Source organism: Paenibacillus sp. FSL E2-0178 (assembly GCF_038593005.1).
Taxonomy (GTDB): Bacteria; Bacillota; Bacilli; order Paenibacillales; family Paenibacillaceae; genus Paenibacillus_AQ; species Paenibacillus_AQ phytohabitans.
This window is the reverse complement of the sequence record NZ_CP151953.1, coordinates 2,995,589-3,009,152: the sequence shown is the minus strand read 5'-3', so window position 1 is coordinate 3,009,152 and position 13,564 is coordinate 2,995,589. Positions and strand designations below refer to the sequence as shown.

The following is a 13,564-nucleotide window of genomic DNA, read 5'->3' as shown; positions in this document are numbered from 1 at the left end:
TCCGGGAAGAAAGGTGGGAACAGCATGGCTCTACATAATCATCACGGTGCGTTCAGAGTTCCGGAGCTTGCGGTTCCCGGCAGCGGACACGGAGCTCTGCATGGCTTAAGCTTCACCGTTAAAGATGTATTCGCGGTAGCCGGACACCGTTCATCCGCCGGGAACCCGGACTGGCTGCGCACCCATGAACCGGCGGCTGCCCATGCTCCGGCTGTGAGCAGGCTGCTGCAAGCCGGAGCTGCGCTGCGCGGGGCGGCCCATACGGATGAGCTGATGTACAGCCTGGGCGGGGAGAATTATCATTATGGCACCCCGGTGAATCCGCACGGGGAGGGCCGGATACCCGGCGGCTCGTCTAGCGGCTCCGCGGTGGCGGTGGCCTCCGGCAGTGTGGATTTTGCCTTAGGCACTGATACCGGAGGCTCTGTCCGTGTCCCTTCTGCCTATTGCGGTGTATACGGCTTTCGTCCAACGCATGGAGCGGTTGATATAGAGGGTGTAATCCCGCTGGCCCCGGGGTTTGATACGGTAGGCTGGATTGCAGGCAGCGCGGAGCTGCTGCTGAAGGCTGGCGAAGTTCTCTTGGGACAGCCCATGAGCGTGACGGATCAGCCGGGTGAGATCCAAAAGGACAAGCAAACGGATGCTCAAAACGGTGAGCCAGCCGATATGAGGAAGGGTATGAGGAACGATAAAGCCAAGCCGCACAACATTAAGCCAAGCGGTACGCAAACCGGCAAACAAACTGGCAAGCAAACCAATGCGCACAGGCTGTCCCGGATATTCATCCCGCCGGAATGCTGGTCATTAGCCGGTCAGGAGTGCGGCGGCTATCTGAAGCTGGGACTGAATAGGCTTCAGACAGGTTCCGCATTGCAGACTGCCGAAATGGAGATTGCCCCGGAAGGCTTGAAGACATGGATGGATGTGTTCCGTGAACTTCAGGGCGCCGAGATATGGGCAACGCATGGCGCGTGGATTGAGCGGGAGCGGCCGGTCTTCGGACCGGATATTGCCGCCCGGTTCACTTGGGCGGCGGGGCTGGCCGGAGCGGACCACAGCGGGGCCCGCTCCTTGCGCAGGGAGTTCACGGAGCGGCTGCGGGGGCTGCTCGGGAATGACGGCTGCCTCGTCATACCGACCGTGCCCGGACCGGCGCCGCTGCGTGGCGGAGATCCCGCGCAGCTGGAGCTGAACCGCAGCGGCGCCATGATGCTCAGCTGCATTGCCGGACTGGCCGGGCTGCCGCAGGTTACGCTGCCGGTGGCGGGACCCGGCGGACTGCCGCTTGGACTGTCCATTATCGGCGGGTATGGGCAGGATCTCGAACTCCTGTCATGGGTGCAGGAGGTATGGGAGCGGTGATACTCTGAGTACTGGGAGAGTAAGAGATTAAGAGAGGAATAAGAAGAATGTGCTGACCATGTGGACGAAACTTGAGCAAACGGGCAGCCGCAGAATGGAACGGACTCAGAAGTCCCTATTTTGCCCAAAAACCTGTTATTCTGCCGGTTGCGGACTCAGGAGCCCTTATACTCTGATTTGGAGCTCAAAATGAGGAGAAAGTGGTTACTTAACGGAATCTGAGTCCCCATAACCTGTGGAAGGCTATAATTCGCCCCAATAAGGGCCCTCCAGTCCGGAACGCTTCACGGCTACCGGTTGATCCCCCTCAGCGGATTTGCCAAACCGGCGCTTATTGCCGCCGGATCGTCCTGAAGGACGCCAGCTGCTGCGCAGAGCAGCTGACTATCCATCTTAACATCGCACTCCATACAGCAAGCCCTGGTTCTCCCGATGAGGAGAAACGGGGCTTTTTCTGTTTTGTACGTCAGATTAAAACCTGTGCCTGAGGATTTATTGAATTGATAATAAGTAATTAGTTAATTTTCCTCCAGCAACTCAAACGTTAAAATTCTGTGACTTATGTGATATTACCTGACATTCATGGTTTATATTTTCACTTTCCTCTTTCCATGAAGGGTCATTTTATCTATAATGTTACATAAAGTAACATAAAGAAGAACTAAAGAAGATGAACCTATAGAAGGAGGGATGGCATGCATCTTACGGTTGAAGAAGCGTTGTCCATTTATCCTTTATCTGAAGCTAAACTCATTGCAGGCTCCAAAGGGAAACACAGGATTGTCAAATCCATCAACGTGATGGATGCCCCGGATATCTCGGATTGGATCAAAGAAGGGGAAATGCTGCTGACTACCGCCTATCTGATCAAAGACAGTCTCGAAGATGCCTCGGCATTGCTGCAGACGCTGAACCGCCGCGGATCGGCGGGTCTTGGCATCAAGCTGGGCCGCTTCTGGGATGCGGTGCCGGAGAAGCTGATTGCCGAAGCGGAAACGCTGAATTTCCCGCTGATTGAGCTGCCGTTCCAGTTCACCTTCTCCGATCAGATGAACGGCTTGTTCCGCGCCGAACTCTCGCGCAGCACAAGTGTGCTGCAGGGCATTATGGAGAAGCAGCGCAAGCTCATGCGCTTCGCCCTGCGTTCCGGGCGCAGCCGTCCGCTGCTCGAATCGGTCTCTGAGGTTATCGGCTATCCGCTGGCGGTGATCAGCGTCCGGGGTGCTACGGTCTTCAATAACTCCGGTTATTCCGACAGCCAGCTGCTGGAGGGCTGGCCCTGGCAGAACCGGAATCAGCGCTTCCGCATGGGCGAATGCTCGGGATATCGGATTCCTCTGATGCAAGGCGAGAAATGCTCGGGTTATCTTCTGTACTGCAGGATTGATCCGTTACTGCTGCCGGTCGAGGAAAGCCTGTTCATCCAGGGTGCTGAACTTATTTCGTATCATATCCATTCCGGGTTTGAGGATTATTTCGAGCATGCCGAGCACCGGGAATTCAGCGGGCTGCTGCGGCGTTGTCTGAACGGCGGGCTGTCGTGTGCGGAGCTGTCCCAGGCGGCGCTTAAGCTGGATGTCCAGCTTCTGCAAGCCCCGTTCCAGCTTCTGCTGACCGACGTAGCCGCTGCTGGGGAAGCAAGGCAGGCGGAGCTGCTGCGGCTGAAGGAGGAATATCTGGAGCATCCGGTGCTGCATGGGCTGCAGGCGGTTCATTTGATAATGGAAGAGGGATTGCTCTCCCTCTATCCGGCAGGCCCACTAGCCCCGGAGCAGTTCCGGGAGCTGATTAATGAATGTTTTCACAATCTGAAGTTTGATAAAGGCTATTATCCGCGGGCTGCCGTCAGCGGGGTGAAGGTGAAGCCGGAAGGGCTGAAGGAAGCTTTTGCCGAGATTAAGGAATGTATGGGGGTGGTCCAGCAGTGGGGGGCACACGGAAATGTGGTGCATTACCGGCAGCTTGAGCTCCATCTGTTGCTGAACCAGATCCCGGCGGAGACGATGGAGAGATACTGCAGCGGCAGTCTGCGCGGTCTGCTCAGCCGTGAACCGGAATACGTCAAGGAAATGCTCCATACGCTGGAGGTCTATCTGGATAATGACGGCCATGTGAATGAAACTGCGAAGAAGCTGTTTATCCACCGCAATACCGCCACTTACCGGATTGAGAAGCTTAGTGAGCTGCTGGATGTCGATTTCAAAAAAATCAATGATCTCATGAGGCTGAAGCTGGTATTCCTGTTCCGCAGAATGCTGGAACGTGAATAGCTGCAGTATACCTCTGCAAATTAACGGAAGGAGTGGAGTGCACTTGAAAGTAGCCGGAATCTATCTGGCGGCAAGCCGGAGCAAGGAAGCAGTTGCCGGGAGTGGTTCTCTGAAGCAGCCGGGTGGAATAACGGTTGGAGCAGCCACGCTAAGTGAGCTGGAGCGGTGCGGTCTTGATCCGCTGATTGTGGTGGTCCGGGCAGATGATCCTCTGAAATGGATGCCTTCCGCCAGTTCCCGGAGCAGCAGGCGTACGGAGACCTGCCTGACGGCTCATTTAGGGCTGTCCTTCTCTCTCCGTTGCGGCCTGAATGCCATTTCATCGCTTCAGCCTGATGCCGTTGTCATCGCTCTGGCGGATCAGCCGTTTATTCCTGCGGCGCTGGTGAACCGGCTGACGGATGCCTTTGAGCAGAATCCCGGACTCGACTATGTGGCAAGCATGAATGAAGGCGTAGTAAGTCCCCCTGTGTTGTTCGCAAAATCTGTGTTTCCGGAGCTTCAGGCACTGGACAGCGATAGGGGGTTATCGGCTATTTTTCAATCTTCCGGCTACAAGGGGATGATGCTACAGAGTGATTCCGAACGGAATTTCACGGATGCGGAGCTGCCGGTCAGTTTTGGGGAGCTTCGCAGGGAATGGAGTGTGCCAAGGGACAACTGACAGCGAAATCGCTATTTTCCAAAATTATGTTAGGAAATATCACATATTTTAAGCATAATTCAAGGTATCCTAGTGCACAAAACACAAAAACGACAGCGATTCTTATAAAATGACACAAAGCTATGTTATATAAATTTACGTAACTGCTGTGTCTCAGTATAGTAGAGATACATTAATGGCTGGAGCCATTATGAGAGATATCCTGGAGGAGGAGAATTATGAAAAGAAGGGGTCAGGGATTTAAATTCAGCCTGGTAACCATGTTCCTGTTAGCGGTGGTTCTGACGGGGTGCGGCAACAACAATACGGCGTCGAATACGAATGGGGCGGCCACTGAGGCGCCTGCGGCAACGAATGCGGCAGCAGCCACTGAGGCAGCAGCAACAACAGAGCCGGCAGCAGAGAAGCCGACGGTTGCTTTTGTCTACATCGGGCCTCCGGGTGACGGCGGATATACGTATCAGCATGATCAAGGCCGTTTGTACATGGAGAAGGAACTGGGCATCAAAGCCGATTTCGTGGAAAATGTACCGGAAAGCGCCGATGCTGAACGCATCATCACTGAACTTGCCCAGAACCATGACATTGTCTTCACCACAAGCTTCGGATATATGGATTTCACCTTGAACGTAGCCGGTAAATTCCCTAACGTGAAGTTCCTTCATGCCTCCGGTTACAAAACAGCCGATAACATGGGGACTTACTTCGGCAAAAACTATCAGGCAAGTTATCTGTCCGGTATCGCGGCAGGCAAAATGACAACGAAGAATCATCTTGGTTATGTTGGAGCCTTCCCGATCAGCGAAGTTATTTATAACCTAAATGCTTTTACCCTGGGAGCACAAAGTGTAAACCCTGATGTCAAAGTGGATGTAGTATGGACCAACACCTGGTATGACCCTGCTACTGAACGTCAGGCGGCAATCAGCCTGCTGGATAAAGGCGCAGATGTTCTGCTGGCTTACCAGGATTCACCGGCTACGCTGCAGGCTGCTGCAGAACGCGGAGCTTTTGCCGGAGGAAATGACTCTGACATGAGCAAATATGCACCGGATAACTATTTGACTAACCCTGTATGGAACTGGGGCCCTTATTACGTAAAAGCCGTTCAATCCGTTATGGATGGAACCTGGAAGAGCGAGCAGTACTCCGGCGATATGGCCGATGGTATGGTTGAGCTTGCACCGTTCGGCAACAAGGTTCCGGATGATGTGAAGCAACTGGTGGAAGATGCCAAAGCCAAAATCATCAGCGGAGAGCTGGATGTATTCACCGGCCCGATCTCGGACAACAAAGGAAATGTAGTGGTTCAAGACGGCCAAAAGCTGACGCTTGAAGAAGTGCTTTCCATGAACTGGCTGGTTAAGGGAGTAGAAGGTACCATCCCGCAATAACAATTGCTTTGAATTGAATACAGCACGGCCTTATGGGTGGGGCGGGTTCCGTATGTCGGAATCTTCCCCACCCGTACTACAACTATAAAGGAAAGGAGCTTCCCACAATGCAGGACCATTCGGTTGAAATGCGCGGGATAGTGAAGAAGTTCGGTTCTGTAACGGCCAGCGATCAAGTCGATTTTTCGGCAAATGCGGGTGAGATTCACGCGCTGCTTGGTGAGAACGGAGCAGGAAAAAGCACAGTCATGAGTATGCTGTCAGGTGTGTACAGGGCGGATGCGGGGGAGATCCTCATTCACGGCAAACCAGCCAAAATCCGTTCTCCTAAAGATGCGGCACTCCTCGGGGTAGGCATGGTATTTCAGAACTTCAGACTGGTGCAAAGTCTCACGGCAGCGGAGAACATCGTGCTTGGCGAAAAGTCGTCTTTCTGGCGTGGCAGCAAGTGGATCAAGCATAAACATGAAGAGATTGAGGCGCTCGGAGAACGGTTTGGCCTCAAATTTCCGGTTGACCGGCCGATCTGGCAATTGTCTGTCGGTGAACAGCAGCGTGTTGAAATCGTCAAAACCCTGTACCGCGGTGCAGATATTATTATTCTCGATGAGCCGACCTCGGTGCTGACACCGGGAGAGGCGGAGCAGCTGTTTGAAACCCTCAAGGTGATGAAGCAGACGGGGAAGACGGTAATCATGACGACCCATAAAATGAAGGAAGTCATGGCTTCCTCCGACCGGATCTCGGTGATGCGCAAAGGGAAAATGATTGCAACTCTGGAGACGGCCAAGACGGATGAGCTGGAGCTGGCCCGGCTGATGGTGGGCAGAGAAGTCACGATCAGCCGTCAGGAGCGCGAGGCTACTGCAGGTGAACCCCTGCTGGTTGTTAAGGACCTGGATGTTGCTGCCGATCACGGGCGCAAAGCGCTGGATGCTCTGTCGCTCACCGTACGTGAAGGCGAGATCGTAGGGGTGGCCGGTGTCGCCGGCAACGGGCAGAAGGAGCTGGCCGAGGTGCTGACCGGGCTTAGAACGTGGAAGACGGGCGAGATTATTTTTGACGGCAGTCCTGTAAAAACAGCCTCGGTGAGAGGGGCCATCGATTCGGGAATCTCGCATGTGCCGGAGAACCGGATGAAGAGCGGTCTGGCCGGACGTCTGGGCTCCGTCGACAATCTGCTGTTCAAGTCCTACCGCAGTAATGAGCATTCGAAATTCGGCTTCCTGAAGGCTGCGAAGAACCGTTCCTGGTCGCAGGAGCTGGTCCGCCGCTTCAACGTGAAGACACCGGAGCTGGATACCCCGGTGCAGCAGATGTCGGGCGGAAACCAGCAGAAGCTTCTGTTCGCCCGCGAGGTCAGCCACCAGCCGAAGCTGATGGTTGCCGTTCATCCGACCCAGGGGCTGGATGTCGGCGCTACAGCCGGTGTCCACGAGCTGCTGATGGAGCTGCGGAGCTCCGGCAGCGGCGTGCTGCTGATCTCCGAGGATCTGGATGAGCTGCTGCAATTGTCTGACCGCATTCTGGTCATATACAACGGTTCAATTATAGGTGAAAGCGATCATGAGCATGCGGACCGGGAACAAATCGGACTGATGATGGCCGGAATCCGGAACATGGAGGGGAGCGCCGTATGAGTCCGAATACTGGAAGCAATACTGCAGTGCTGGAGCCCTCACCGGGGAAAAGCGGGAAATGGTACTCCCTCAGGCTGGAATACGATTCAAGCCGTACCCGTTCACCGTGGTGGACGCCTGTTCTGTCAGTTATTCTGGCGCTGCTGCTCTGTGCGGTGTTCATTGCCGCCAATGGCATGAGCCCGCTGGTGGTATACGAAAAAATGTTCCGCGGAGCCTTCGGAACCTCCTACGGCTTCACAGAAACCATGGTAAAAGCCATTCCGCTATTGCTATGCGGACTTGGTATCGCGGTGGCTTACCGGATTTCCGTCTGGAATATCGGGGCGGAAGGCCAGCTGACTGTAGGTGCTATGGCGGCTACAGCGGTAACGATTTATTTCCCTGATCTGTCTTCGTTCTGGTCGATCACGCTAATGCTTGTCTTCGGTACGGCGGCCGGGGCATTGTGGGGTCTGATGACCGCCGTTCCGCGGACGCATTTCGGTGTCAACGAGCTGATTACGTCGCTGATGCTGAACTATGTGGCTCTGCTGGCTCTGGACTATGTGGTCTTCGGACCGTGGAAAGACCCGAAGGGCTTCAACTTCCCGGGTTCACCTATGTTCACCGCTGCACAATCGCTGCCGGTTCTGGGAAGCACGCGGCTGCATATCGGGCTGATCTTCGGGCTGGTGGCCGTCCTTATCTATTATCTGATGATCAAATTCACCCGCTGGGGTTATGAGCTGCGCCTGATTGGTGCCAACCCAACAGCTGCCCGCTACGCGGGGATTCATATCAAGAAGCATATCATTATCGTCATGCTGATCAGCGGCGGCCTGGCCGGTATTGCCGGCATGGCTGAGGTCTCGGGGGTTACACATAAGCTGATGCAGGGGATATCACCCGGTTATGGCTATACGGCAATCATCGTGGCTTGGCTTGCCAAGCTGAACCCGCTTGGTCTGATTGTCACCTCCATTTTGTTCGGCGGACTGATCGTCGGCGGCTATAGTGTACAGACCATCGGACTGCCTTCGTCCATATCGGAAATGCTGCAGGGTGCGATCCTGTTCTTCCTGATTGCCGGCGACATGATTCACCGTTTCCGCATCCGCCGGAGCGCATAACAGCATTCGCTTAGAGAAGGGAGTTTACCCATGGATTTCACTACACAGTTATTAATAGCCGCCATATCCGCCGGAACACCGCTGCTGCTGGCTACACTGGGAGGCATTCTGACCGAACGGGCCGGAATCATTCAGCTCGGTGCGGAAGGGCTGATGCTGATGGGGGCGGTGACGACCTGTATCGTCTACATCCGGAGCGGGAATCTGATCCTTGCCCTGCTCGCAGCTGTGGCCATTACTGCGCTTCTGGGTATGGTACATTCCTTCCTTACAGTTACCCTCCGGGCGAACCAGACAATGTCAGGTCTTGCCATGACGCTGTTCGGGAGCGGACTCAGCGCCTATCTCGGCAAGTCCATCAGCGGTATTCCGCTTCCGGGCACTTCACCCAAGCTGGATCTGGGGGCGTTGAAGTCGGTTCCGGTGATCGGGGATATTTTTGGCCGGATGGATTATCTGACCTGGTTCAGCCTGCTGCTTGTGCTGGTGCTGCATCTGCTGATCCACCATACCTCATGGGGCCTGCATCTGCGGGCAGTCGGAGACAATCCGGCTACAGCGGACGTCATGGGCATCCGTGTACAGCTGATCCGCTATAGCTACGTTACAGCCGGAGCTGCGCTGATCGGTCTTGCCGGGGCAGACATGGTGCTGGCCTATGCACCGACCTGGAATGAAGGCCTTACGGCCGGCCGGGGCTGGATCGCCGTCGGGCTGGTGATTTTTGCCAGATGGAATCCGCTGCGTGCGCTCTTCTGTGCCTACTTCTTCGGGGCACTCGATTCCCTGGGCTTCCGGATACAGCTGCTGGGCAGTGTGGTACCGTCTTATTTCCTCAAAATGATTCCTTATGTCGTTACGATTCTCGTCTTGATGTATCTGGGATACCGCAACCGCAACAAGCCTTCCGGCACGCCGGAATCGCTGGGAACCCCTTATGTCCGTGAACAGCGGTTCTGAGTTGCTGAATGCTGCATAGAAGGTACAATATAAGATAGTAAGTTTACACGACCAGGAAGTACTATAACTATCACGCGGATTTATGGAGTAACACAGGTATGGTCCATTTCATGCAGTTCGAACATCTTAAATCACTGAGAGATCGGTACTTCAGGTGCTGATGGCAAAGTAGATGGCTTGAATGCGGAAATGGGCTTTTTTTACCCTAAAGAATGTTTGAATTTAAACTATGCAAATTAGATGGATGGAGGATGAGCCATTGAATACACCTGCGGATATTGTGACACTGGAACAGATCAACAGCATGGGACAACCGGAATTTGTAGAGAGCCTTGGAGGTATATTCGAACATTCGCCCTGGGTTGCGGAAGGTGCCTATAGCGAGCGTCCGTTTGAATCCGTGCAGCAGCTGCATGACACTATGGTGGAAACGGCGCGGAAGGCGGAACGTAGCCAGGTACTTGCGCTGCTTAGAGCCCACCCTGATCTGGCAACAAGGCTGCAGGTCACTCCGCTATCGGCGGCAGAGCAGCAGGGGGCCGGTCTGGACCGGCTGACGCCGGAGGAATTCAAGCAGCTTACGGAGCTGAATGCTGCCTATACCGGGAAATTCCAGTTCCCGTTCATTCTGGCTGTGCGCGGCAAAAATAAAGATGACATCATCAACGCCATCCGTGAGCGGGTGGACCGCAGCCTGCAGGAAGAATGGGATCAGGCGCTGCAGGAGATCGGCAAGATTACCCGTTTCCGGCTGGAGGATCTGCTGGCGGAGGCATAGGACATAGTGCAAGAGGCCTCATATCCGATCCGCACTCTACAGCATACTTGCTTCTAACAAATCAGCAGGAGGTGTCGTTCATGACCGGAACCAGCGGCTTAATCCTTAGTATGGAGAGAAGAATGAACAAAAAAATAAGCAAAAGGCACAGCAGTCAGTATGCGGAAAAAAACGCAGAAATGCTTCTGCCGGAATCGGAAATCCGCTGCTTCAATAGATGCAGGCTTGGAGGATACCTGTCATGAGCGGGCGGTTAACGACTCATGTGCTGGACCTGTCGCTAGGGAAGCCTGCAGCGGGCATGTCGCTTCAGCTATGGAGATTCGGTGAGGTAATGCCCGCGCTGATATGTGAGGCTGTCACGAACAGTGACGGCAGATTGGATGCTCCCCTGCTGGCAGGGGAAGAACTGCTGGCCGGAAGCTACGAGCTGGTCTTCATGGCCGGCGACTACTTCAGGAGTACTCAGGCGGGTGCTGGCGGTGAAGCGGCAAGCAGGACCGGCAGCATGTTCCTTGAACACATCCCGATCCGCTTCAACATTGCGGACCCGTCAGAGCATTATCATGTGCCGCTGCTGGTTGCGCCGGGAGGATACAGCACATACCGCGGCAGTTAAACGTACCGATACAAATACGAATACCCTTACGAATATCACTGGACCGGAGGTGGCCGTTACATGGAGGAAGCCTATGAGATTATTATCAGGAATGGGGATGTTGTACTCCCTGGAGAAGTCCGTAAGCTGGATATCGGTGTGAAGGACGGCAGAATCGCTGCCCTGGGCGAAGCGCTGCACGGCTCACCTGCCACTACAATTATTGATGCAGCAGGACAATATGTGCTCCCCGGCATGATTGATATGCATGTTCATTTCAATGAGCCGGCGTTCGGCCATTGGGAAGGCTTCCGCAGCGGATCGGCTTCCCTTGCCGCTGGAGGCTGTACCTGTTATGCGGATATGCCGCTGAACGGTAATCCGCCGACTGTAAATATAGAAGCACTCCGCTTGAAGACAGAAGCTGCAGCCGGGAATTCGGCGGTGGATTATGTGCTGTGGGGTGGACTCGTGCCCGGCAATCTGGAAGACCTGGAGGAGCTGGCGGCGGCAGGTGTTACCGGCTTCAAGGCGTTTATCTCGAATCCCGGCGGTGAAGGCGAAGGCCGGTTCCGCGAGGTGGATGACGATACCCTGTATCAGGGAATGGTCCGCATCGCCGCAATCGGAGGCATTCTCGCCCTGCATGCGGAGAGTGAAGAGATGACCTCGGCGCTCGGAGCAGCTGCACTCCGCGAGGGGCGGAGCACTGCGCGTGATTTCGCCGCCTCCCGCCCGCCCGAAGCGGAGCTTGAGGCTGTTGCCCGGGCACTCCTATATAGTGAACGGACCGGCTGCCGGCTGCATTTCGTGCACATCAGCACCTCCGCAGCCTTGGAGCTGATTCACGAGGCCAAGCAGCGGGGGCTGGATGTGACAGCGGAGACCTGCCCTCATTATCTGATTCTGAACGAGGACAGCATGGAGGAGCTGGGGCCGCTGGCGAAATGTGCTCCGCCGCTGCGCAGCAGCGGGGAGCGGGAACGGCTGTGGCATGCGGTGGCGGCGGGCCTGGTGGATCTGATTGCTTCGGATCATTCCCCTTGTCCGGCGGAATTGAAGCTGGCGCCCGGCTTGTCTTTTTTTGAAGCCTGGGGAGGGATATCGGGGGCGCAGAGCAGTCTGGAGCTGATGTTCCATGAGGGTGTGCGGGTGCGCGGCCTGCCGGTCACTCAGATCTCTGCGCTATTGTCGGAGCTGCCAGCCCGGCGTTTCGGGCTGGAGCAGCGCAAAGGCTCCATCGCTCCGGGGCTGGATGCCGATCTGGTGCTGCTTGACCCGAATGTGAATTATACCCTGCAGGCGGAGGATTTACATTACCGCCACAAGCATAGTCCTTATGCCGGTATGACCTTATCCTGCAAGGTAACGGCAACCCTCTCCCGCGGCAATGTGGTTTATACCGCCGGAGAAGGCATTGTTGCAGCGGATGGCGGTGAATGGCTGCGGATCTCCAGCCGCCAGCCGGCCCGGTGAAGCTGCCGGTCCGGCATGTCCCGGCCGGAGAGATGCTGAAGCTGCTGGATGAACTCGCAGCCTTCAGTGCTCCCGGCCCGGGGGTTACCCGGCTGCTGTACACGCCGGAGTGGTACCGGGTACAGCATTTTTTGCAGGAGAGAATGTCTGGATTCGGACTTGAGGTCAGAACGGATGAGGTCGGAAATGTATACGGCAAGCTGGCCGGATCAGTGGTAACGGATAAAGTAATTCTAACCGGCTCACATATCGATACGGTGGTGAACGGCGGACGTTATGACGGTGCTTACGGAGTAGCTGCTGCTGTAACTGCACTGCATTATCTGCAGATGACCTTTGGCCAGCCGCTGCGGACGCTGGAGGTGGTGTCCTTTTGCGAGGAGGAGGGCAGCCGCTTTCCGTTGACGTTCTGGGGTTCCGGCAATGTTACAGGGCTCTACGACGGGAGTGAGCGCGAGAATTGTGCAGACGGCGAAGGGGTAACGCTCGGAGCGGCGATGGCTGCCTGCGGTCTGGGCGGCAGCATTGAAGCCTCCGGAGCTAGCCATTATAATACTTCAGAGAGTGGCGGCACTGCCTTCGGACACAGTCCGGTCCGCAGTGATATTGCCGCCTACGTTGAACTGCATATTGAACAGGGGATTATTCTGGAACGGTCGTTCCAGGAGATCGGAGTGGTGCAGGCGATCGCCGGTCAGCGGAGATACAAGGTCAAGGTGTGCGGCACAGCCAATCATGCCGGAACAACGCCGATGGGACTGAGGCAGGATGCACTGGCAGGCAGCGCAGAAATGCTGCTGGCACTGGAGCGTTCCGCTGTGGCAGAAGGGGACCCGCTGGTGGCAACAACGGGCAGGCTGGAAGTCTATCCGGGGACGCCGAATGTCATTCCGGGCGAAGTTCAGTTCACGCTGGATATCCGGCATAGCGAAGCCGTGACACTGGAGCGCTTTTGCTTAGGGATGCTTGATAAGTTCACAGCGATTGCCGGCAGGCGCGGTCTGATTCTGGAGGTGCTGCCTCTGCTGGCTACAACTCCTGCACCTATGGATACGGAGCTATGCCTGTCGCTGGAACAAATCTGTGTGGAGCAGGGGCGGTCGTACCGGAGCATGGTCAGCGGGGCGGGGCATGATGCCCAGCTATTCGCGCCGCGCTGCCCGTCGGCAATGATATTCGTGCCCAGCCGGGGAGGGGTCAGCCATTCTCCTGATGAATATACTTCACCGGAAGAGCTGGCTGCGGGACTCGAAGTACTGACGGCAATCTTATATAAATTGGCTTATACAGAGAACTGAAGCTCAGGG

General features: G+C 55.6%; 11 protein-coding genes. All 11 read left to right on the top strand.

Annotation, left to right across the window (positions count from 1 at the left end; all coding sequences use genetic code 11):
• Nucleotides 1-24 precede the first annotated feature (24 nt).
• The 11 genes from MHI42_RS13050 to MHI42_RS13000 all read left to right on the top strand — a co-directional run bounded on the left by MHI42_RS13050 (nt 25) and on the right by MHI42_RS13000 (nt 13,555).
• Nucleotides 25-1,365, top strand: a complete 1,341-nt coding sequence (locus MHI42_RS13050) for an amidase family protein (protein WP_342424077.1) — start codon at nt 25-27, stop codon at nt 1,363-1,365.
• A gap of 695 nt (nt 1,366-2,060) precedes the next feature.
• Entirely contained in the window at nt 2,061-3,635 is a 1,575-nt protein-coding gene (locus MHI42_RS13045; RefSeq protein ID WP_171717394.1) for a PucR family transcriptional regulator, read from the top strand.
• A 43-nt stretch (nt 3,636-3,678) separates the two neighbouring features.
• The gene (locus tag MHI42_RS13040; protein WP_342424076.1) at nt 3,679-4,299 is read left to right on the top strand and encodes an NTP transferase domain-containing protein; all 621 of its coding nucleotides are present in this window, start codon (nt 3,679-3,681) and stop codon (nt 4,297-4,299) included.
• 218 nt (nt 4,300-4,517) lie between these two features.
• Nucleotides 4,518-5,693 carry a BMP family ABC transporter substrate-binding protein gene (locus MHI42_RS13035; protein WP_171717392.1) on the top strand — a complete coding sequence of 392 codons (1,176 nt, stop codon included), beginning with the start codon at nt 4,518-4,520 and terminating at the stop codon, nt 5,691-5,693.
• A gap of 107 nt (nt 5,694-5,800) precedes the next feature.
• On the top strand, nt 5,801-7,333 hold the full coding sequence (locus tag MHI42_RS13030) for an ABC transporter ATP-binding protein (RefSeq protein WP_042134514.1): 1,533 nt from the start codon (nt 5,801-5,803) through the stop codon (nt 7,331-7,333).
• Nucleotides 7,330-8,445, top strand: a complete 1,116-nt coding sequence (locus MHI42_RS13025) for an ABC transporter permease (protein WP_152679797.1) — start codon at nt 7,330-7,332, stop codon at nt 8,443-8,445. The genes MHI42_RS13030 and MHI42_RS13025 overlap by 4 nt, the downstream gene beginning before the upstream one ends.
• Nucleotides 8,446-8,475: 30 nt before the next feature.
• Nucleotides 8,476-9,405 (top strand): ABC transporter permease, encoded by a 930-nt coding sequence (locus tag MHI42_RS13020; RefSeq protein WP_039301426.1) that lies wholly within the window; start codon nt 8,476-8,478, stop codon nt 9,403-9,405.
• 229 nt (nt 9,406-9,634) lie between these two features.
• Entirely contained in the window at nt 9,635-10,183 is a 549-nt protein-coding gene (uraD, locus tag MHI42_RS13015; protein ID WP_342424075.1) for a 2-oxo-4-hydroxy-4-carboxy-5-ureidoimidazoline decarboxylase, read from the top strand.
• 241 nt (nt 10,184-10,424) lie between these two features.
• Nucleotides 10,425-10,802, top strand: a complete 378-nt coding sequence (gene uraH, locus MHI42_RS13010) for a hydroxyisourate hydrolase (protein WP_342424074.1) — start codon at nt 10,425-10,427, stop codon at nt 10,800-10,802.
• A gap of 60 nt (nt 10,803-10,862) precedes the next feature.
• Nucleotides 10,863-12,257 (top strand): allantoinase, encoded by a 1,395-nt coding sequence (locus MHI42_RS13005; RefSeq protein WP_342424073.1) that lies wholly within the window; start codon nt 10,863-10,865, stop codon nt 12,255-12,257.
• Nucleotides 12,221-13,555, top strand: a complete 1,335-nt coding sequence (locus MHI42_RS13000) for a Zn-dependent hydrolase (RefSeq protein ID WP_340988601.1) — start codon at nt 12,221-12,223, stop codon at nt 13,553-13,555. The genes MHI42_RS13005 and MHI42_RS13000 overlap by 37 nt, the downstream gene beginning before the upstream one ends.
• Nucleotides 13,556-13,564: the final 9 nt, after the last annotated feature.

Coding starts and splice junctions, on each gene's coding strand:
- MHI42_RS13045 (WP_171717394.1), top strand. CDS start 2,061: ATGCATCTTACGGTTGAAGAAGCGTTGTCCATTTATCCTTTATCTGAA.
- MHI42_RS13050 (WP_342424077.1), top strand. CDS start 25: ATGGCTCTACATAATCATCACGGTGCGTTCAGAGTTCCGGAGCTTGCG.
- MHI42_RS13005 (WP_342424073.1), top strand. CDS start 10,863: ATGGAGGAAGCCTATGAGATTATTATCAGGAATGGGGATGTTGTACTC.
- MHI42_RS13020 (WP_039301426.1), top strand. CDS start 8,476: ATGGATTTCACTACACAGTTATTAATAGCCGCCATATCCGCCGGAACA.
- MHI42_RS13030 (WP_042134514.1), top strand. CDS start 5,801: ATGCAGGACCATTCGGTTGAAATGCGCGGGATAGTGAAGAAGTTCGGT.
- MHI42_RS13025 (WP_152679797.1), top strand. CDS start 7,330: ATGAGTCCGAATACTGGAAGCAATACTGCAGTGCTGGAGCCCTCACCG.
- MHI42_RS13000 (WP_340988601.1), top strand. CDS start 12,221: ATGGCTGCGGATCTCCAGCCGCCAGCCGGCCCGGTGAAGCTGCCGGTC.
- uraD (WP_342424075.1), top strand. CDS start 9,635: ATGCAAATTAGATGGATGGAGGATGAGCCATTGAATACACCTGCGGAT.
- uraH (WP_342424074.1), top strand. CDS start 10,425: ATGAGCGGGCGGTTAACGACTCATGTGCTGGACCTGTCGCTAGGGAAG.
- MHI42_RS13035 (WP_171717392.1), top strand. CDS start 4,518: ATGAAAAGAAGGGGTCAGGGATTTAAATTCAGCCTGGTAACCATGTTC.